At 72.5% G+C, this 18,632-nt stretch carries 19 protein-coding genes; 7 read left to right on the top strand and 12 right to left on the bottom strand.

All coding sequences use genetic code 11. From position 1 onward, the window contains the following. Window positions 1-9: 9 nt before the first annotated feature. Entirely contained in the window at window positions 10-180 is a 171-nt protein-coding gene (locus AS594_RS44770; RefSeq protein WP_167368046.1) for a hypothetical protein, read from the bottom strand. Window positions 181-216: 36 nt separating this feature from the next. On the opposite strand from AS594_RS44770, the gene AS594_RS26305 reads away from it, so the two are divergent. Further along, window positions 217-444, top strand: a complete 228-nt coding sequence (locus AS594_RS26305; RefSeq protein WP_028814330.1) for a hypothetical protein — start codon at window positions 217-219, stop codon at window positions 442-444. A 20-nt stretch (window positions 445-464) separates the two neighbouring features. Here AS594_RS26305 and AS594_RS26310 read toward each other — a convergent pair whose 3' ends face one another. The 3 genes from AS594_RS26310 to AS594_RS26320 are packed head-to-tail and all read right to left on the bottom strand — an operon-like array spanning window position 465 to window position 2,809. Continuing rightward, window positions 465-1,679, bottom strand: coding sequence for a TerD family protein (locus AS594_RS26310; protein WP_176733092.1), 1,215 nt, complete (start codon window positions 1,677-1,679; stop codon window positions 465-467). Between the two features lie 50 nt (window positions 1,680-1,729). Further along, window positions 1,730-1,954: a hypothetical protein gene (locus AS594_RS26315; RefSeq protein WP_069930797.1), complete on the bottom strand. Its 225-nt coding sequence runs from the start codon at window positions 1,952-1,954 to the stop codon at window positions 1,730-1,732. A 45-nt stretch (window positions 1,955-1,999) separates the two neighbouring features. Further along, window positions 2,000-2,809, bottom strand: coding sequence for an NAD-dependent epimerase/dehydratase family protein (locus tag AS594_RS26320; protein ID WP_069929337.1), 810 nt, complete (start codon window positions 2,807-2,809; stop codon window positions 2,000-2,002). Window positions 2,810-3,093: 284 nt separating this feature from the next. Between AS594_RS26320 and AS594_RS26325 the strand changes: the two genes are divergently transcribed. The 5 genes from AS594_RS26325 to AS594_RS26345 all read left to right on the top strand — a co-directional run bounded on the left by AS594_RS26325 (window position 3,094) and on the right by AS594_RS26345 (window position 9,036). Continuing rightward, a complete protein-coding gene (locus tag AS594_RS26325; protein ID WP_079144819.1) occupies window positions 3,094-4,143 on the top strand; it encodes a 5-dehydro-4-deoxyglucarate dehydratase in 1,050 nt (349 codons plus the stop codon). Beyond that, complete coding sequence (locus tag AS594_RS26330) at window positions 4,140-5,315, top strand: hypothetical protein (RefSeq protein ID WP_069929338.1); 1,176 nt, start codon at window positions 4,140-4,142, stop codon at window positions 5,313-5,315. Before AS594_RS26325 ends, AS594_RS26330 begins: the two co-directional genes overlap by 4 nt. Window positions 5,316-5,534: 219 nt before the next feature. Then, the gene (locus tag AS594_RS26335) at window positions 5,535-7,610 is read left to right on the top strand and encodes a penicillin acylase family protein (protein WP_069929339.1); all 2,076 of its coding nucleotides are present in this window, start codon (window positions 5,535-5,537) and stop codon (window positions 7,608-7,610) included. Further along, complete coding sequence (locus AS594_RS26340; protein ID WP_069929340.1) at window positions 7,607-8,251, top strand: GNAT family N-acetyltransferase; 645 nt, start codon at window positions 7,607-7,609, stop codon at window positions 8,249-8,251. Before AS594_RS26335 ends, AS594_RS26340 begins: the two co-directional genes overlap by 4 nt. A 182-nt stretch (window positions 8,252-8,433) precedes the next feature. After that, the gene (locus AS594_RS26345) at window positions 8,434-9,036 is read left to right on the top strand and encodes a TIGR03086 family metal-binding protein (protein ID WP_069929341.1); all 603 of its coding nucleotides are present in this window, start codon (window positions 8,434-8,436) and stop codon (window positions 9,034-9,036) included. 57 nt (window positions 9,037-9,093) lie between these two features. Here AS594_RS26345 and AS594_RS26350 read toward each other — a convergent pair whose 3' ends face one another. The 3 genes from AS594_RS26350 to AS594_RS26360 form a co-directional block, all read right to left on the bottom strand. Beyond that, a complete protein-coding gene (locus tag AS594_RS26350) occupies window positions 9,094-10,401 on the bottom strand; it encodes a mannosyltransferase family protein (protein WP_079144396.1) in 1,308 nt (435 codons plus the stop codon). 123 nt (window positions 10,402-10,524) lie between these two features. Then, entirely contained in the window at window positions 10,525-11,016 is a 492-nt protein-coding gene (locus tag AS594_RS26355; RefSeq protein ID WP_069929342.1) for a hypothetical protein, read from the bottom strand. Beyond that, a complete protein-coding gene (locus tag AS594_RS26360) occupies window positions 11,009-11,542 on the bottom strand; it encodes a SigE family RNA polymerase sigma factor (RefSeq protein WP_167368047.1) in 534 nt (177 codons plus the stop codon). Before AS594_RS26360 ends, AS594_RS26355 begins: the two co-directional genes overlap by 8 nt. A gap of 129 nt (window positions 11,543-11,671) precedes the next feature. Between AS594_RS26360 and AS594_RS26365 the strand changes: the two genes are divergently transcribed. Next, a complete protein-coding gene (locus AS594_RS26365) occupies window positions 11,672-13,045 on the top strand; it encodes an alpha/beta hydrolase family protein (protein WP_069932162.1) in 1,374 nt (457 codons plus the stop codon). A gap of 81 nt (window positions 13,046-13,126) precedes the next feature. Here the strand turns inward: AS594_RS26365 and AS594_RS26370 are convergent, their stop codons facing one another. From AS594_RS26370 to AS594_RS26390, 5 genes are all read right to left on the bottom strand, one after another. After that, window positions 13,127-14,578 (bottom strand): peptidoglycan D,D-transpeptidase FtsI family protein, encoded by a 1,452-nt coding sequence (locus tag AS594_RS26370; RefSeq protein ID WP_069929344.1) that lies wholly within the window; start codon window positions 14,576-14,578, stop codon window positions 13,127-13,129. 84 nt (window positions 14,579-14,662) lie between these two features. Beyond that, complete coding sequence (locus tag AS594_RS26375; RefSeq protein WP_069932161.1) at window positions 14,663-15,322, bottom strand: response regulator transcription factor; 660 nt, start codon at window positions 15,320-15,322, stop codon at window positions 14,663-14,665. Next, window positions 15,319-16,560, bottom strand: a complete 1,242-nt coding sequence (locus tag AS594_RS26380; protein ID WP_069929346.1) for a sensor histidine kinase — start codon at window positions 16,558-16,560, stop codon at window positions 15,319-15,321. The genes AS594_RS26375 and AS594_RS26380 overlap by 4 nt, the downstream gene beginning before the upstream one ends. Further along, window positions 16,557-17,669 (bottom strand): hypothetical protein, encoded by a 1,113-nt coding sequence (locus AS594_RS26385; protein WP_069935428.1) that lies wholly within the window; start codon window positions 17,667-17,669, stop codon window positions 16,557-16,559. Before AS594_RS26385 ends, AS594_RS26380 begins: the two co-directional genes overlap by 4 nt. 132 nt (window positions 17,670-17,801) lie before the next feature. After that, complete coding sequence (locus tag AS594_RS26390; protein ID WP_069929348.1) at window positions 17,802-18,572, bottom strand: IclR family transcriptional regulator; 771 nt, start codon at window positions 18,570-18,572, stop codon at window positions 17,802-17,804. Window positions 18,573-18,632 lie beyond the last annotated feature (60 nt).

Genomic DNA, 18,632 nt, shown 5'->3' on the forward strand with positions numbered 1-18,632 from the left:
GGGTTTAGCTCAGGGCGGCCGGCCGGACTCCGGCCGCGTACCGGTCCGGTCACCCTCCGTCCGGAATGCCTGGTCGCCCGCCTCCGGCGGCGTCACGCGCACCGCCGTCCCCGCGCCGCCGTCACCGGGGGCGGGGAGGGCCGCCGACCGCCCCCGGGCGAAGTGATCATGGACGGGCATGGCGTGGCGGCCTCGCGGGGCGCATACTCTCAACTAATGACAAAGTCAGCCGGAGCCCGGCGCTACCTGCCGTCCAGTCCCTTCAACGTCCCCGCCGCGGACGCCCCCCCGATCGAGGTCTTCGAGGTGGGCGACCGGGTTTCGCATGATCAGTTCGGTCTCGGGAGGGTCATCGCCGTCGAAGGTGAAGCCGCCGTTCTCATCGACTTCGCCGGACGCCAGGGCCGCATCCTGAGCCCCTTCACCAAGCTGACCAAGCTCTAGTTCCCTCCGGCGCGAGAGCGCTAGAGGGCCTGGGCTGCCGGCTTGACCATGCCGCGAACGGTGCGACTCTTCACGAAGTCGCCCATCGCGGTCATTTCCCATTCTCCAGAGAACTGCTTGATCAGCTTCGCCATCATCACCCCCGTCTGCGGCTCGGCGCCCGTCAGGTCGAAGCGGACCAGTTCCTCACCGGTCGCCGCGTCCAGCAGACGGCAGTACGCCTTCGCCACCTCGGTGAACTTCTGTCCCGTGAAGGAGTTCACCGTGAACACCAGTCCCGTCGCCTCCGCGGGGATGCGGCCGAGGTCGACGGTGATCACCTCGTCGTCACCCGCTCCCTCGCCGGTGAGGTTGTCACCGGAGTGCTTGACGGCGCCGCCGAGGATCGACAGCTTGCCGAAGTAGCAGCTGTCGAGGTGCTTGCGGTTCCCGTCGTACGCGATCACGGACGCGTCGAGGTCGATGTCCTTGCCCCGGAACGCGGGCTCCCAGCCGAGGCCCATCTTGACCTGGGACAGCAGCGGGCGGCCGCCCTTGACCAGCGAGACGGTCTGGTTCTTCTGGAGGCTGACCCGGCCCTTGTCGAGGTTGACCTTGCCGCTCGCCGGGGCGGCGGGAGGCGCCGCGGGGGCCGGGGGAGCCGCGGGAGCGGCCGCCAGCCGCGGATCGGCCACCGGGGGCGCGGGCGGGGCCACGGGGGCCTGGGCGGGCGCGGGGGCGGCTGGGGCGGCGGGCTCCTCCACCGAGACGCCGAAGTCCGTGGCGATGCCGGCCAGCCCGTTGGCGTAGCCCTGGCCGACCGCGCGTACCTTCCACGCCCCGTTGCGGAGGTAGATCTCCACGATCACCAGTGCCGTCTCGGAGCCGAGCTGCGGCGGGGTGAACGTGGCGATCACCGCACCGTCGTCGGCGCCCCGCACGGTGGCGGTGGGCTCGACGCCCTGGAAGGTCTGGCCCGCCGCGTCGGGGCTCGCCGTGACCACGATCTTCTCGATGCCCGGCGGGACCGCCGAGGTGTCGACCACGATCGCGTCGGGGGCGGCGCCGCCGCCGGAGCGGTAGGTGACGCCCGGGCCGGCGGGCTGGTTGTAGAAGATGAAGTCGTCGTCCGAGCGAACCTTGCCGTCGGCGGTGAGCAGCAGGCCCGATACGTCGAGCCGCACCGGGGCGGCTACGTCCACGGCCACGCGGGCGGTGGGAAGCGGGATGTTCGAGCCGGGGGTCATTGCGGTCATGCCAAAGCTAACGACCGGCACGCCTTTGCCGTTCCCTTACTGTCACCCGTTTACTGCCACGCGTTGCGCGGGTGCTTCTTCGCCGCCCGCTCGTTGCCGTGTTTGTACGCCCCCGTCCAGCGGGCCATGACCAGTTGGCCGTCGCCCGCCGCGACCTCGGCCAGGAACTTCTCGGCGCGGGCGCCCCGCAGGGTGCCGGCGGACCGGCCCTGGTGGGTGATGGTGACGCGGCCGTCGCCGAAAAGCTCGTAACCGAATCCATGAGGTCGTGGCACGAGGGGCATCATGCCCGCCGGCCGCTCGCCGGCGCGCGTTATTTCTCAGTACGGCCACTGGGGCGGGCTGGTGCAGAACGGGCCGCCCAGGTTGGCGTGGTCCGGGTTGTCCGGGTCGAGCTCGCCGTGTTCCGCGACGAGCTTCTCCGCGTACTGCTCCGAGTCGTCCTGCGGGTCGTACCCGAGGGCCCGCGCCGAGGTCAGGTCCCACCACAGGCGGGTGTTGGCGGACGAGCCGTAGACGACGGTGTGGCCGACGTCCCCGGCGGTGAGCGCGGCGTGGAAGAGGCGGGCGGCGTCTCCGGGGCTCAGCCAGATCGACAGCATCCGCACCGAGCTGGGTTCCATGAAGCAGGAGCCGATCCGCACCGAGACGGTCTCGACGCCGTGCAGATCCCAGTAGAGCTGCGCCAGGTCCTCGCCGAAGCTCTTGGAGAGGCCGTAGAAGGTGTCCGGGCGGTGCGGGGTGGTGACGGGGATCAGCGGCTCGCCCTCGGCCGGGACCGGGGTGAAGCCGACCGCGTGGTTGGACGAGGCGAAGACCATCCGGCCGACGCCCTCCTCGCGGGCCGCCTCGTACAGGTTGTACGTCCCTTCGATGTTGGAGCGCAGGATCTTCTCGAAGGGCGCCTCCAGCGAGATGCCCGCCAGATGGATGACCGCGTCGACACCGCGCACGGCCTCGCGCAGCGCCTCCTTGTCGGCCAGATCGGCGCTGATCGCCTCCGGCTCGCCTTCTATGGGGGTCGCGTCGAAGAGGCGCAGGGTGTAGCCGTACGCCGGAAGGAGGCCGCGCATCAGAGTGCCGAGCCCCCCGGCGGCGCCGGTCAGCAGGACGGTGCGGGGTACGGGCATCGGCAGGTCTCCTCGGGGGCGCTGTACGCGATGACGCGGTGGTCGAAATGGCTGCGCGGGAGCAGCACCACGGATGCATCCATGGACTGCATTCACATGCGTGGACACGCTAGGGAGTGGCGCCGAACCCCGTCAAGTGTCGCCCGGAGGCGCCCAATCCGCCTCCACGTCGGCGCTTCTTGTCTTGACCGGCCCCTGGTGGCTGCTTTAGCGTGACGGCGTTCAGGGATATAGACGCAGATCACAATTGTGCACGGATGAAGGTGCACGCCCAGGGAGCGCCCGTGACCTCAGCCCCGCTCGCCGGCCGACTCGACGGCCTGCTCTTCTTTCCCGTGACCGCGTACGGGCCGGACGGCCGCATCGACGTCGACACCTTCCGCGCGCACGTACGCGGCGGCATCGAGGCCGGGGCGGCCGCCGTCTTCGCCTGCTGCGGCACCGGCGAGTTCCACGCCCTGACACCGGAGGAATTCCGCACCTGCGTGGCCGCCGCCGTGGCAGAGGCGGACGGCCGGGTACCCGTCGTCGCCGGGGCCGGTTACGGCACGGCGCTCGCCGTCCAGTACGCGCGGGCCGCCGAGGAAGCGGGCGCCGACGGCCTGCTCGCCATGCCCCCGTACCTCGTGGTCGCCGGCCAGGAAGGGCTGCTGCGCCACTACACCGAACTGGCCGCCGCCACCTCGCTCGACGTCATCGTCTACCAGCGCGACAACGCCGTCTTCACCCCCGAGACCGTCGTCGGTCTCGCGCGCGTCCCCGGCATCATCGGGCTCAAGGACGGTCACGGAGACCTCGACCTGATGCAGCGCGTCATCGGCGCCGTACGCCGCGAACTGCCGCCCGGCCACCCCTTCCTGTACTTCAACGGCCTGCCCACAGCCGAGCTCACCGGCCTCGCCTACCGGGGTATCGGCGTCACGCTCTACTCCTCCGCCGTCTTCTGCTTCGCCCCCGACATCGCGCTCGCCTTCCACCGCGCCCTGAACACCGGCGACGACGACACGGTGAACCGCCTCCTCGACGGCTTCTACGGACCGCTCGTCGAGCTGCGCAATCTCGGCCGCGGGTACGCCGTCTCGCTCGTGAAGGCGGGCGTGCGTCTCGCCGGCCTCGACGTCGGCGAGGTGCGGCCACCGCTCAGCGAACCGGACCCCTCGCACGTCAAGATGCTGGCCGAGCTGATCGAGCGCGGAAGGGCCCTGATCGGAGGCGGCGGCGGAGCCGGCAGCGGCACGGGTGCGGGCACCGGCACCGGTGGCGGCACGGGCGCGGGCACCGGCACGGGCGCAGGCGCCGCTACGGGCATCACCGACGGTGGCGAGCGCGCGTGAAGACCGCCGCCTTCCTCTACCCGTGGGACGTCGTCGGCGACCCCGGCGCCACCGCCCGCATCGCGGACCTCGGCGTCCAGCAGGTCACCCTCGCCTCCGCCTACCACTCGACGCGCGCCCTGACCCCGCGCCATCCCCGCCACCGCGTCGTCACCGCCGCACACGCCGCCGTCCTCTACCCGGTGGACGAGGAGCGCTGGTCGGGGCAGAGGCTGCGGCCGTACGCCGCCGGGGACTGGGCGCCGGGTGCCGACCCGTACGGCGAGGCCGCCGAAGCGCTCGCGGCGGCCGGACTCGACGTGCACTCGTGGGTCGTACTCGCCCACAACTCCCGCCTGGGCGCCGACTTCCCGGACACCTCCGTCGTCAACGCGTACGGCGACCGCTACCCCTGGGCGCCCTGCATCGCGCGGGCGGACGTCCGGGCCTACCTGACGCGACTCGCGGCGGAGGCGGCCGTACGCCCCGGAGCGCGCGGTACCGAGCTGGAATCCTGCGGCTGGTACGGCCTGGCCCATCTCCACGCGCACGACAAGATCGCGGGGGTGGGGCTCGGCGACGCGGCGCAGTACCTGATGTCGCTCTGCTTCTGTCCCGGCTGCGAGGCCGGGTACGCCGGACTCGGTTCGACGGGCGAGGAACTGCGGGCGGCCGTCCGCCGCGCTCTGGAGCCCGCGTGGGCGAGCGGGCGCTCCTCCGGCGCCGGATGGCCCGCCGTGGAGAAGCTCATCGGTACCGAAGCCGCCGCCGTGACCCTCGCGTGGCGCACCCGGACCGCCCGTACGCTCCAGGAATCGGCCGTCGCGGCGGTACGTGCCGCCGCGCCCCCGGGGTTCCAGGTGCTGCTGCACGCCGACCCGTCGCCGTACCACTGCGGGGCGAACGCCGGTGTCGATCCCGGGCACGTCCTCGGGGTCGCGGACGGTGTGGTGGTGCCGTGCGCAGACGGCCCGGAGCTGCTCGCGCCCTTCGTGGAGCGCCTGGCTCCCGGCGCCGCGACCGTCGTCGCCGCCAACCTCGGCGTCGTGTCCGGCATGGGCGGCAGCCCCGGCACGCTCGCCGCGGACGCCGCCAGGGCGGCCGCGCGGGGGGCGAGCGAACTGCGGCTTTACCACGCCGGGTTGGCTTCCGACGCCGACCTCGGACTCGTGCGGGCCGCCCTGCGGCCATGAGCACGCGGCCGGCGCGGCGGGCCCGCCGCACCGGGCGCCACGAGCACGCCAGGTGGTCCACTTGGGCCATCGGGCCCGTGACGGGGGCGGGCAGGTCAACGGGGGTCGGCGACGGAGTCGGTCGGCCGGGAGCCCGGCGCCGTCCCGCACCCCGGATTGGCTCCCCGGCAGGCGGTCCATTAGGTTAGGCCAGCCTTACCTAAAACCAGTGGATTCCAGATGGGGAACAACGTGAGCACCGAGGTCTTCCGGGACGCCTGGGGAATTCCCCATCTCCGCGCCGACACCGCCCACGACCTCGCCTTCGCGCAGGGCCGCAACGCCGCCACCGACCGCGCCTGGCAGATCGAGGTCGAGCGGCACCGCGCGCAGGGCACCACTGCCGCCTTCCTCGGCGCCGACGCCGTCGGCTGGGACGTCTTCGCCCGCCGGTCCCGCCTGGACGACACCGCCCGGCGCTGCTTCCGCGCGCTCGACGCGGACACCGCCGCGTGGATCACGCGGTACGTCGAAGGGGTCAACGCGGGGCTCGCCGAAGGCGCGGCGCGGGCGCCCGAGTTCGCCGCCGCCGGACTGGCTCCCGGCACATGGGAGCCGTGGACGCCGCTCGGGATCTGGCTGTCCACGCACATCCTCTTCGCCGGCTTCCCCACCAAGCTGTGGCGCGACGAGGTCGCCCGCAGGCTCGGCGACGAGGCGATCACCCTGTTCGCCACCGACGGCCCCGGAACCAGCGGCAGCAACGGCTGGCTCGTGACGGGTGAGCGCACCGCCACCGGCGCGCCGCTGATCGCTGGCGACCCGCACCGGTTCATCGAGGACCCCGGGGTCTACCAGCAGGTCCGCCTGGCCTGCCCCGAGTTCGACGTCGTCGGCCTCGCCGTCCCCGGCGTCCCGGGCATCGCCCACTTCGGCCACGCCTCCACCGTGGCGTGGGCGATCACCAATGCCATGGCCGACTACCAGGACCTCTACCGTGAGCGCCTGCGGCGCACCCCCGACGGCAACGGTGTCGAGGCCCTCGGCCCGGACGGCTGGCGGCCCGCCGCCGTCCACACCGAGATCATCACGGTGGCGGACGGCGAGCCCGTCGAGACCGAGGTCGTCGAGACAGAACGCGGCCCCGTCATCATCGGCGGTCCGGGCGAAGCCCTGACGGTCAGCCTGCGCTGCCCCGCCCGCGTGTACGAGGACCTCGGCTTCGCCGCGCTCCCCGCGCTGCTCAGGGCGCGCACCGTCGCCGACGTGGACCGGGCGTTCGAGCGCTGGGTCGAGCCCGTCAACGTCGTACAGGCCGCCGACACCGAGGGCGGGCTGCTGCACCGGGTCGCGGGCCGCGTCCCGCTGCGTCACCGGGACAACGGGCTGCGCGTCGTACCCGCCTGGGAGGCGGCGTACACCTGGAGCGGTGAGGACCTGCCGCTGCCCCGCGCGGACGTCGACGGCGTCGCGGTGATGGCCAACCAGCGCGGCCTGGCCGCCCCGCTCGGCGTCGAGTTCGCCCCGCCGTACCGGGCGGACCGCATCGGGCAGTTGCTCGGCGGGTCGCGGGAATGGGCAGCGGGGGACATGGCCGCGGTCCACACCGACACGTATCTCGCTTCCGCCCGGCCGCTGCTGGAGCTGGTCGCCGGGCTGCGAGGGCTCAGCGCGCCGGGGACGCGGCTGCGCGACCGGCTCCTCGCGTGGGACCGCCGGATGGAGGCGGGCAGCACGGACGCCACGGTGTACGCCGCCGTACGGACCGAGGTGGTGCGGCGGATCGCGGCCCACCCCGACCTGGACGCACTGACCGAGCCGGTCGCGGACCCGGCGTACCCCGGCCTCTTCCTGCCCTGGCTGGCCCTCACGTCGCGCGTCGGATTCGCGCTGGAGACCCTGCTGACGACCACTCTGCTGCCCGGCATCGACAGACCCGGCATCGTCGCCGCGGCCGTCGAAGCGGTCGCCGCCGACGACCGCGAGCCGGCGCCCTGGGGGGACGTGCACCGCCTCGCGCCGTGGCAGGCGCTGCCGTCCGCGCCGCCCGGCGGATGGCCGGGCGTGGCCGGTGACCACGACTGCGTGCTGTCCACGTCGAGCGTCCCCGGCGTCACCGACCGCTGCGCGCGGGGGCCGGCCGCCCGCTACGTATGGGACCTCGCCCGTCGCGACGACAGCCTCTGGGTGGTGCCACTCGGCGCGTCCGGCGTCGCCGGCGACCCGCACCACCACGACCAACTGCCGCTGTGGCTGCGGGGCGAACTCGCCCCCGTGACCACCGACTGGAACCGTCTGACCAAGGAGTCCCGATGACCACGCCCGCGACCATCACCGCCGAGCCCGTGTACGAGCAGGAGATCGACGGCTTCGGGACCGTCCGCCTCGTCCCCGTGGACCCGGCGCGCGACGCAGCCCTGCTGCACGGCTGGGTCACCGAGGAGCGGGCCCACTTCTGGGGCATGGGCGAGGCGACCGTCGAACAGGTCGAGGAGATCTACACGCACCTGGACTCGCTCACCACGCACCACGGATACCTGGTCCTGCGGGACGGCGCGCCCGTCGCGCTCTTCCAGACGTACGACCCCGAGGCCGACCGGGTCAGCGAGTGCTACGACGCCCGGCCGGGGGACTTCGGGGTGCACATCCTCGTCGGACCCGCGGGCGGGAAGGGCGCACCGGCGGGCGGTGCGACGGCCCCCGAGCGCGGCTTCACGGCGAACCTGCTGACCGCCGTGATCGGCTTCGTGTTCGCGGACCCGGAGCACCTGCGCATCGTGGCGGAACCGGACGCGCGCAACGCCAGGGCGGTGGCGCGGCTGGAGCGGGCCGGGTTCGAACTCGGCCCGGAGATCGTGATGCCGGAGGTCGACCTCCCGGAGGTCTTCCTGCCGGAGAAGCGGGCACGGCTCGCCTTCCTCACCCGGTCGGCGTACGAGGCGTCCCGCCCGGCGTGATCCCGGGCCCGGCGTGATCCCGGGCCCGTGCGGAGATCCCGGCCCCGGGCGGAGAACCCCGGCCCGTGCGGACAGGGTGAGCAGGGGCCGGAAGGTGCAGTGGTCCCCGGCGCGCCGATGAGTTCACGGGCGGCGGGCGGTCGTTACTGGGAAGAGACCGTCCGCCCACCGGAGGCAGCCCCATGACCGTCCAGGACCGCACGCCGTACCCGCTCGACTTCGAACCGGCCGCCCGCCGGGTCGTCCAGCTCCTCGACGGGGTCACCGACGACCGGCTCTCCGCCCCGACCCCCTGCGAGAAGTACGCCGTACACCACCTCCTCGCGCACCTCGTCGGCCTCACCGCCGCCTTCCGGGACGCGGCACGGAAGAAGCTGGGGCCGACCACGGACACCGCCCCCGACGCCGGGATGCCCGTGCTCGCCGACGACTGGCGCACCCGCCTCCCGCGCCAGCTCGACGAACTCGTCGCCGCTTGGCGCGATCCGGACGCCTGGCAGGGCACGACCCGGGCGGGCGGCGTCACGCTGCCCGCCGAGGTCGCGGGCCGCGTCGCCCTCAACGAGGTCGTCCTGCACGGGTGGGACCTGGCCCGGGCCACCGGCCAGGTGTACAGCGTGGACGACGCGAGCCTTCGGTCGTCGTACGAGCTGCTGGAGCCCACCGGCGACGCCCCGGACGACGACGGGATCTTCGGCGTGCCCGTGGAGGTGCCGGAGGACGCGCCGCTCCTGGACCGGGTGGTCGGGCGCGCGGGTCGCAGTCCGTCCTGGCCGGCCGGATGACGGACCGTACGGTCCAGCCGTGACCCGCGTCGGCAGCGGACTTCGCTTCGTCGGCCGTCAGCCCGCCCAGCGTCCCGACAGGAAGGCGACGGCGAGGACGGTCGACAGGGGTGCGGCCACGCACAGGTACGCGCTCTGCACCCAGGGGCGGCGCAGGCTCCACGCCGCGAGCAGCACCCACATGGGCCACCACAGGAGCGTGGCGCGCGGGACGGACGTGTACCAGTACGAGGTGCCGAGGGCCCACAGGCTGAGCGCGACGTAGACCGCTTCCGGCCACCTGCGCCGTCTCAGCAGCATTCCCACCAGGAGCAGCCCCACGACCATGGTGAGGAGCTCCGCCTGGAACATGACGGCGTAGCCGGTGGTCTGCGTGTGCCCGAAGGCGGCCTGCCAGGTGTTCTGCCACGTCTCCCAGGGGGCGTGGAAGTCGCGGTACCAGCCGCGCTCCTGGGCGTGGTTCCAGGCCATCCAGTCGCCGGTGTACGCGTGCAGGAACCAGGTGTAGAGAGCGGGCGGCAGGGCGGGCAGCGCGATCCACGGAATCGAGCGCCACTGCTCGCGGAGGTCGGTGTCGGCGACGAAGTGCACCGCCACCGCCGCCGCGAGGAACAGCCCGCTGACCCGGACACCGGTGGCCAGGCAGGCCAGGATGCCCGCGAGCGGCCAGGCACCGCGCCGGGCGGCGAGCCAGGCCGGCAGGGCGAGCGCGAGGAAGAGCGACTCGGTGTAACCGGCGGCCAGGAACACCGCGCACGGAGACAGCAGGAAGAAGAGCACGGCGCGCTGTCCGAGGGCGCCCTCGGTGCCGGGCGAGTGGAGGCGTGCGATGCGGGCCAGGGCCAGCACGGCCACGGCGCCCGAGACGAAGGAGACGAGGAGGCCGGCGACGGTCCAGTCGGGGACCACGACGTGCACGGCGCGCAGGACGAGAGGGAAGCCGGGGAAGAACGCCTCCCTGTTGTCCCAGTCGTCCGTCCACGGCCCCCTCCCGTCCGGGAAGTAGCCGCTCTGGGCTATGTGCAGGTAGTGCCACCAGTCCCACTGGGCCCACGACGTCGGCGCCGGCTGTACGTCGCGGGCCCGGCGGTCCTCGGCGAACAGCCACCGGACGCAGTAGTCGGTGGCCCAGATGCCGGCACGGGTGAGCACGTACAGCAGCAGGACATTCCGGTCGTCGCGTCCGATGCCGGTTCCGATTCCGATGCCGATTCCGGTTGGGGTTCTGAACCAGGACCCGGCGCCGGTCCGCCGGCGGCCGGCCCGAGTGCGGCGGGTCGGAGTGCGGCGGTGGGGTGCGGTTCCTGCCCGCACGGGAGTACGGGCGGGCTCCGCGGGGGGCCGCAGAGGGGTCGTCGTGGCCATGGTCGTACTCCTGGTGCGGGCATCGGGGCATGCGGGATCGCCCCGGCGGCGATGCGGCGGGCAGGGGAGGGAGAGCGGTCGGGGGGCTCGGTGCGGCGGGTCAGTCCGCGGACGCCGGTGCGGTCACGGGCTGCCCGGGGGCACCGTGCTCGAAGGGGTGTCGGACGGCTCTCCGGACGGCTCACCGGTCCGTGTGCCCGTGGGCGGCGGCGAGGACACCGGGGGAGTGGTGCGCGCAGGAGACGAAGTGGAGGAGGAGGACGGGAAGGTCGAAGAGAACGGAAGCCCGGACGGGAGCCCGGAGGGCAGGACGGACGGAAGCTCGGACGGCAGGCCGGAGGGCAGGACGGACGGAAGCTCGGACGGCAGGCCGGACAGGGAGGGGGCGGGGACACCGGTGCCCGTGCCGTCGCCCGGGAGCAGCGCCGTCACCGCCGCGGCGGCCGTTCCGGCGAAGGCCAGGCAAGCGGTGGCGGCCACCGCCGCGAGGCGTCGCCGGTGTCGGCGGCTGCCGCGCTCGGAGATCGCCGAGGCGGGCGCGGGCCGGGCACGGGCCTGCCCGGAGGCGGCAGCTTCCTTGAACGCGTTCCTCAACGGGTCGTGGGGCTCAGGCACCGTGGGCCTCCTCAGTGCGCGGATCCTGCAAAAGGTGGGAGAGAGCGGCCCGGCCCCGGACCAGGTGGGTCTTGACGGTGCCGGTGGACAGACCGGTCTCGGCGGCGATCTGTACGACCGTCAGGTCGCACAGGTAGTGCAACGTCACCGTCCGCCGCTGCTTGGGCGGCAGTTCGCGCAGCGCCGAGACCAGCGCGACCTGCTCGGGGCCGGGCCCCGGATCGGACGGCGGGCCGCCGCGCCGCTGCCAGGCGTCCGCCGAGCGGCGGCGCACACGCCATCTGCTCACCGCCAGCCGCCAGGCCACGGTGCGGATCCACGCCTCGGGCTCCCCGGCTCCGTCGAGCTGACGCCGCCGGCTCCAGCCCCGGACGAAGGCTTCCTGTACGACGTCCTGGGCCTCGTGCAGATCGCCGAGCATCACGTACAGCTGCCCGATGAGGCGGGACGCCGTATGCGCGTAGAACTCTTCGAACTCCTCGACGGTCAACAACCACTCCTGGATCTCTTCGGTCTCACCGGGCATACGCCCGGGAACCCGCATCCGGTTGACACGGAGGCCAAAGATCCGGAGTGAGGCCGATCACAGTACGAAAGCGCATACCATGCGGCGCGTCGCATCCATCGCATCACCTCCGACCGAGGGGACTTCAGCGTGCGCACCAAGGTGCTGCCTTCTCTGCTCTGTGCCGGCCTCATAACGGCCGTCGGTCTGCTGGCCTCTTCGCCCGCTTCCGCCGCTGAACCGGCCCACGCCGCCGGGGCCGCACCGGTCGTGGCGGACAGTACCGAGGCGGTGGACGGCGCTGCGGTGGACGGCATTCGCGAAAAGCTGGAGCGCGTCCGGGGGCTGACGGTCGTTTCGGTGGCGGACAAGGGCGGCTTCCCCTTCTACACGCTCACGCTTGAGCAGCCCGTCGACCACCGCGCCCCCGGCAGCGGCACCTTCCAGCAGAGATTCACGCTCTGGCACAAGGCCGAGACCGCGCCCGTCGTGCACTACACCGGCGGATACGGGCTGTCCTCCGGCACCCGCGAGATCACCACGCTGCTCGGCGCGAACCAGGTCAGCGTGGAGCACCGCTATTTCAACGCCTCGCGCCCGGCGGTCGTCGACTGGGGCGATCTGAACGTCTGGCAGCAGGCGAGCGACGAACACGCCATCGTCCAGGCGCTCAAGAGCATCTACAGGACGAAGTGGCTCGGGACCGGCGCGAGCAAGGGCGGCATGACGCAGGTCTACCACGAGCGCTTCTACCCCGGGGACCTGGACGCGGTCGTCGCGTACGTGGCACCGAACGACGCGGACAACCGTGACGACAGTGTCTACGAGAACTTCTTCAGGACGGTCGGGACGCCCGAGTGCCGGACGGCTCTGGACGCCGTACAGCGCGAGATGCTCGTACGGCGGGGCGCCATGCTGACCCGCTTCGAGGCCACCTCCAAGGAGCAGAACCTCACCTTCGCGTACCTCGGATCGGCCGACCGCGCCTTCGAGTTCTCGGTGCTTGACCAGGTGTGGAACTTCTGGCAGAGCGGTACGTACACCGACTGCCCGGACGTCCCGGACGCCGAAAAGGCGACCGACGACGAGCTGTACCGGTGGTCGCTCGGCCATGGTCTGAGCATCTACGCGGACCAGGGAAACGGGGCCGAGGGCAGCGGACCGTACTACCGACAGGCGGCCGCCGAGCTCGGCTGGGCCGACCTGAAGTTCAAGCACTTGCGAGATGTCCGTAAGTATCCGGACATCTACCAGCCCAACTCGGTGCTCCCCGCCGACATGCGTACCGCGTACAACGGCCGCGTCATGAAGGACGTCGACCGCTGGGTGGCGACCCGGGGCGAACGGATGATGTTCGTCTACGGGCAGAACGACCCGTGGAGCGCCGAGCAGTTCAAGCCCAGCAAGCACGACTCGCACCTCTACGTCGCACCGGACACCAACCACGGCGCGCTCATCTCGAAGCTGACGCCCGCCGCGCGGACCGAGGCGGAGGCGACCGTCAGACGCTGGGCCGGTCAGTAACGGCGAAGCAGTCGCGGAAGCCTCGCCGTGCTCCAGGGCCGCCGGGCGGCGCGATCGCCGGCCCGGCGGCCCGGGGCCTCCTCAGCGGCTGAGCGCCGCCCTCATCGTCCTCTCGGCGATCGGGGCGGCCAGGCCGTTGCCGCTGACCTCCGAGCGCGCCGCACCCGAGTCCTCGACGACGACCGCGACCGCCACCTCCTTGCCGGTCGACTTGTCCTTCGCGTACGACGTGAACCACGCGAACGGCGTCTTGCTGTTGGCGACACCGTGCTGCGCCGTGCCCGTCTTGCCGCCCACCTCGGCGCCGCCGATCCGCGCGTTCGTCCCCGTGCCGTCCTCGACGACCGTGACCATGGCGCTGCGCAGCTGCTCGGCGGTGGAGGACGAGACGACCCGCTCGCCGCCGGCGTTCCCGAGGTCCTCCAGGGTGTCGCCGTCCGCGTCCGTCACCTTGGAGACCATGTGCGGCTGGGCGAGTTCCCCGCCGTTGGCGAGGGCCGCCGAGACCATGGCCATCTGGAGCGGCGTGGCCGTCACGTCGAACTGGCCGATACCCGTCAGAGCCGTCTGCGCCTTGTCCATCCCGGACGGGTACACGCTCTCCGAGGCCCGCACCGGCACATCGAGCTTCTCGGTGTTGAAGCCGAACTTCTCCGCCATCGCCTTCACCTTTTCCTGGCCGAGGTCGACGGCCAGCTTCGCGAAAACGTTGTTGCACGAGTACTGGAGCGCGGTGCGCAGCGTCGCGTTCTCGCAGGGAGCGGACGCGTTCTCGTTCCGCAGGACCGTCCGCGTGCCGGGCAGGGTGTACGGGTCCGGGCTGTCCGTCCGCTCGTCCACCGACCCGTGCAGCCCGTCCTCCAGCGCGGCCGCGGCGACCACGAGTTTGAACGTCGAGCCCGGCGGCAGCGGCTGTCGCAGCGCCCGGTTGACCATCGGCTTGTCCTGGTCGCCGGTCAGCCGCTCCCAGGCGTCGCCGTCCCTCGTACCGCTGATCCGCGACGGATCGTACGAAGGTGTGGAGACCATGCCCAGGATCCGGCCGGTCCGCGGGTCGATCGCGACGGCCGCGCCCTTGTTGTCGCCCAGCGCCTCGTACGCCGCCTTCTGCACGGCGGGGTCGATGGTCGTCACGACGTCCCCCGGCTCGCTCTGCTTGCCCATGACGAGGTCGGCCGGGTTCTTCAGCCGGCTGTCGGTCCCGTCCAGGACGTCGCTGTAGATGCCTTCGAGCTGCGTGGCTCCGTACGCCTGCGAGCTGTAGCCGGTGACGGCCGAGTAGAGCTCGCCGTCCGTGTAGGTCCGCTTGTACTCGAGATCGCTTCCCTCCGTCTTCTTCGATCCGGTGACCGGCGAACCGGCCACGATGATGTTCCCGAGCGGCTGCGCGTACTGCGCGATCACGTTCCGCCGGTTGTGCTTGTCGTCCGCGAGGGCCTGGCCTTGGTATGCCTGCACCCAGGTGATCCGCACCAGCAGGGCGAGCACCATCAGCAGGCAGAAGACCGAAGCGTGCCTGATCGTTTTGTTCATCCCGTACGGGAGACGAGCGGAACGGGCGGTTACGTTCCCCGCTGGGGTGTTTCTCAGAGAATCCTCATCTTGGCGGCGACCTCCTCAGCGCGGTGTGATGAAGCCCGACTCGTACGCCGCGATCACCGCCTGGGTCCGGTCACGCGCCCCCGTCTTCGCCAGCACGGCCGCCACGTGGGTCTTCGCCGTCGCCGGGCCGACCCGCAGCCGGCCGGCTATCTCCGCGTTAGTCAGCCCCGTCGCCATCAGCCGCAGCACCTCCGCCTCCCGTTCGGTCAGCCGCGCGGCCCAGGGCGGCGGCGCGGCGGGCTGCCGCCCGGCGTACTCGGCGGCCAGCCCTCGGACGGCGGACGGGAAGAGCAGCGAGTCGCTGCGCGCGACCAGCCGCACCGCCTGGACCAGGTCCTCCGCGGCGGCGCGCTTCAGCAGGAACCCGGCGGCGCCGGCCCGCAGCGCGTCGTACACGTACGCGTCGTTCTCGAAGGTGGTGACGACGACGATGCGCGGGGGCTCCTCCATGGCGCCGAGGATCTGCTCGGTGGCGCGGATGCCGTCGATCTCCGGCATGCGGACGTCCATCAGCACCACGTCGGGCCGCAGCTCACGCACCACCGACACGGCCTCGGCGCCGGTCGCCGCCTCGCCGACGACCTCCAGGCCGGGCTCGGCGTCGAGGATGACGCGCAGCGCGGTGCGCACCATGCGCTCGTCGTCGGCCAGTACGATCCTGACCGGCGCGTTCATCGCTCCCCTCCCGCGTTGCCGACGGGCAGGCGGGCCGTGAGCCGCCACACGTCGCCCTGCGCGCCCGCTTCGGCGTGGCCGCCGAGCAGGGTGGCCCGCTCGGCTATGCCGGGCAGGCCCCGGCCGCCCCCGGGCCGAACCACCGGGGCCCTGACGGACAGCGGGTTCTCCATCACGATCTCCAACTCCTCGCCGCACAGGGCGATCCGTAGCGACACCGGTGCGGCGCCGCCGTGCCTCAGGGCGTTGCTCAGCCCTTCCTGGACGATGCGGTACGCCTCGCGGGACACCGGTTCGGGAGCCCGCGCGGCCGGATCACCGTCCTGCACGTACGCGACCTTTACGCCGCTGCGGGCCAGCAGATCGTCCAGTACGTCCAGCGTGGGCCCCGGCAGGTCGCCGTGGGCGTCCTCACCCTGGCGCAACAGGCCCAGGACGGCGTCCAGTTCACCGACCGTGCGCCGGGTGGTCTCCTCGATGGCCGTCAATGCCTCCCGTACGAACTCCACATCGCTGTCCAGCACCCTGCGCGCCGCGCCCGCCTGGAGCGTGACCGCGCTCAGCGCGTGCCCCACCGAGTCGTGCAGCTCGCGGGCCAGCCGGTTGCGTACGGCCAGATCCGCGGCCCGTCGCTCCGCCGCCGCGAGCCGGTCGGCCGGTGTCGGTCCGAGCAGCACCGGGGCGCAGCGGGCCAGCAGTTCCCCGGCCAGTGCCGCGCACGCCGCCAGCGCCACCAGCATCGCGATCCCGGCGAGCGGGGCGAGCGCCAGTGCCCAGGCGTGGTTCAGCACTTCGGGCAGCCCGAGGGGGACGCCGCGCAGCGAGGTGAACAGCGGCAGGATGACCAGCGTGCCCGCGAACGGCGGAACCGCGAGCGTCATGCCGCTGATGATGCCCCCGACCCCGAGGTGCAGCGTGTACCAGCCCGCGGTCCGCATCCGGGCCTGCCCCGACCGCGCGGGCCCGTCGGCCAACTGTCCCCGGGGCACCCCGCACAACGCCCGTACCGCTCCCACCGACAGGGGCCTCACCAGGGGGAAGAACGCGGTGAGGGCGGCGATCGGCAGCGCGACGCCGAAGGCGGCGAACTGGAGGGACGCGGAGGTGAACACGTTCCTGTTGCCGATGAACGGGCCGACGAGGACGCTGCCGAGGAGGAAGTACGGCATCGACAGCGCACCACCGAGGATCAGATGGATCCAGCGCAGCCGGGCCCGCGCTCCGAACAGCCGCCTCACGCGTCGCGTCTCCGTATCCGCCGGCGCGCCGTGTGCCCGTCCGTCACCTGCCCGTCCGTCACCTGCCCCTGCTCCATCTGCCCGCGTCCTCCCTGCCCGCGCCCCACCCGTCCGCCCGTCAACTGGCCGCGCGCCCGCAGGAAGGAGGCTCCTGCCCCGAGGACGAGCAGGCCGGTGATCATCTGGACAGCGTAGGTCAGCAGCATCAGCGTGGTGGACCGATCGGCCGCATCGGTCACGGGCAGCGCCCCGGCGGTGAGCAGCCAGCCACCCCAGCAGCCGAGTGCCGCCGAGCCCACCCAGGCGAGCGCCAGGGGCGTCCTCGGACTCCGCCCGTGACCGCGCCGCAGAACGAGCGCCAGAACCCCGGCCGCCGTGACGGCGGCGAACAGGACGTAGGTGCCCTCGAGCAGGTAGAAGTCCGCCGTACGCCCCTCGATCCTGCCCCGGTTCAGTCCGGTCGTCGCACCGGCGGCCCAAATGGCGTGCGGTACGGCGACGATCCCCGCGAGCACGGCCGCGGCCACACCCGCCGCTCTCAGCCGCGGTCCCACCGCCGAGCCGGGCAGTTCCCGGATCGGGCCCCGCCACAGGTGGCCCCAGCGCTCCCGGGCGTACAGCGCGAACAAGGTGCCCAACGCGAGGCCCTGGACGATGAAGCCGGTGTAGACGATCGCGAAGACCCATTCGGCGAGGAACGGTTCGCTGCCGGCCGGTGCGCTCCGCGCGCCCGTGAACACCTTCGCCAGCACCTGGAGCGGGAACCCGGTCACGATCGGCGTCAGCAGCCCGGTCGCCACCCACATGGGCAGCGCGAGGAGCCACGCCGGGACGCGCCGGCCCCAGTCCTGGGTGAGCAGCAGGGCCAGGACGACGACGGCCGCGTCCATCAGCACCGTGACGCCGTTGGCGGCGGCCACCAGGCCGGGGTGGTCGAGGAGCACGCTGCCGTCGGGGATGCCGATGCGGCTGCCGGCGATCCAGGCGATCTTGAGCGCGACGTACGGGACGCAGGAGATGACGGCGGCGGCGCGCAGTGCGGCGCGCAGCCGGACGGAGGGGACCGGGGGAAGCCCCCGGGACGGGGAAGCGAGCGTGGTCTGCGGCATGGCACCCACGCTCCCGGACCGGCCGCGCCCGCACCTCCCACCCAGTGGTGATCCGCATCCCCCGTGCGGGGGAGAGGGCTCGGCCGGTGAAGGTGACGGCAAGGGCGCCGTCGCCGGGGGGAGAGACGGGAGTCAGAGCCTCCGGGTGGCGAGCGTCAGCCGGTCCCGTGCGTCGAACAGGGCGTCCTTGACCATCTGTTCGTGCGCCGGCGTCAGCCGGGCGACCGGCACCGAGCAGCTGATGGCATCGCGGGCCGGCGTCCGGTACGGGATCGCGACGCCGAAGCAGCGCAGACCCAGCGTGTTCTCCTCGCGGTCCACGGCGTACCCCTGCTCGCGTACGAGGTGCAGCTCCTCGATGAGCTTCTCGCGGTCGGTGATGGTGTGCTCGGTGAGCGCCGGCAGGGTCTCCGGCAGCAGCTTGCGCACCTGCTCGTCGGTGTGCGTCGCGAGCAGCGCCTTGCCGAGCGACGTCGAGTGCGCGGGCAGCCGGCGGCCGACGCGGGTGAAGGGGCGCAGATAGTGCTGGGACTGGCGGGTCGCGAGGTACACCACGTTCGTACCGTCGAGGCGGGCCAGGTGGATCGTCTCCGTCGTGTCGTCGGAGAGCCGGTCGAGGGTGGGGCGGGCGGAGGCCACGACCTCGTCGCCGTCGATGTACGACGTACCGACCAGCAGGGCGCGTACGCCGATGCCGTACCGCGTGCCCGTGGCGTCCGTCTCCACCCAGCCGAGCTCGACGAGCGTGCGCAGCAGCATGTAGAGGCTGGACTTGGGATACCCGACGGCCTCTTGGACCGCGGCGAGTGAGTGCATGCCGGGGCGGCCGGCGAAGAATTCGAGCAACTCCACGGTCCGCACCGCCGATTTGACCTGCGCACCGCCCGTATCGGCAGTTGACATTGAGCCTCGCCCCTTCTTGACCACTCTTGACCGTTCAGAACGTCCGTTAATAGAGTCCCA

The organism is Streptomyces agglomeratus (assembly GCF_001746415.1).
Classification (GTDB): domain Bacteria; phylum Actinomycetota; class Actinomycetes; order Streptomycetales; family Streptomycetaceae; genus Streptomyces; species Streptomyces agglomeratus.

Coding starts and splice junctions, on each gene's coding strand:
- AS594_RS26305 (WP_028814330.1), top strand. CDS start 217: ATGACAAAGTCAGCCGGAGCCCGGCGCTACCTGCCGTCCAGTCCCTTC.
- AS594_RS44770 (WP_167368046.1), bottom strand. CDS start 180: ATGCCCGTCCATGATCACTTCGCCCGGGGGCGGTCGGCGGCCCTCCCC.
- AS594_RS26340 (WP_069929340.1), top strand. CDS start 7,607: ATGACCACGCCCGCGACCATCACCGCCGAGCCCGTGTACGAGCAGGAG.
- AS594_RS26335 (WP_069929339.1), top strand. CDS start 5,535: ATGGGGAACAACGTGAGCACCGAGGTCTTCCGGGACGCCTGGGGAATT.
- AS594_RS26390 (WP_069929348.1), bottom strand. CDS start 18,572: ATGTCAACTGCCGATACGGGCGGTGCGCAGGTCAAATCGGCGGTGCGG.
- AS594_RS26310 (WP_176733092.1), bottom strand. CDS start 1,679: ATGACCGCAATGACCCCCGGCTCGAACATCCCGCTTCCCACCGCCCGC.
- AS594_RS26385 (WP_069935428.1), bottom strand. CDS start 17,669: ATGCCGCAGACCACGCTCGCTTCCCCGTCCCGGGGGCTTCCCCCGGTC.
- AS594_RS26360 (WP_167368047.1), bottom strand. CDS start 11,542: ATGCCCGGTGAGACCGAAGAGATCCAGGAGTGGTTGTTGACCGTCGAG.
- AS594_RS26370 (WP_069929344.1), bottom strand. CDS start 14,578: ATGAACAAAACGATCAGGCACGCTTCGGTCTTCTGCCTGCTGATGGTG.
- AS594_RS26320 (WP_069929337.1), bottom strand. CDS start 2,809: ATGCCCGTACCCCGCACCGTCCTGCTGACCGGCGCCGCCGGGGGGCTC.
- AS594_RS26375 (WP_069932161.1), bottom strand. CDS start 15,322: ATGAACGCGCCGGTCAGGATCGTACTGGCCGACGACGAGCGCATGGTG.
- AS594_RS26345 (WP_069929341.1), top strand. CDS start 8,434: ATGACCGTCCAGGACCGCACGCCGTACCCGCTCGACTTCGAACCGGCC.
- AS594_RS26350 (WP_079144396.1), bottom strand. CDS start 10,401: ATGGCCACGACGACCCCTCTGCGGCCCCCCGCGGAGCCCGCCCGTACT.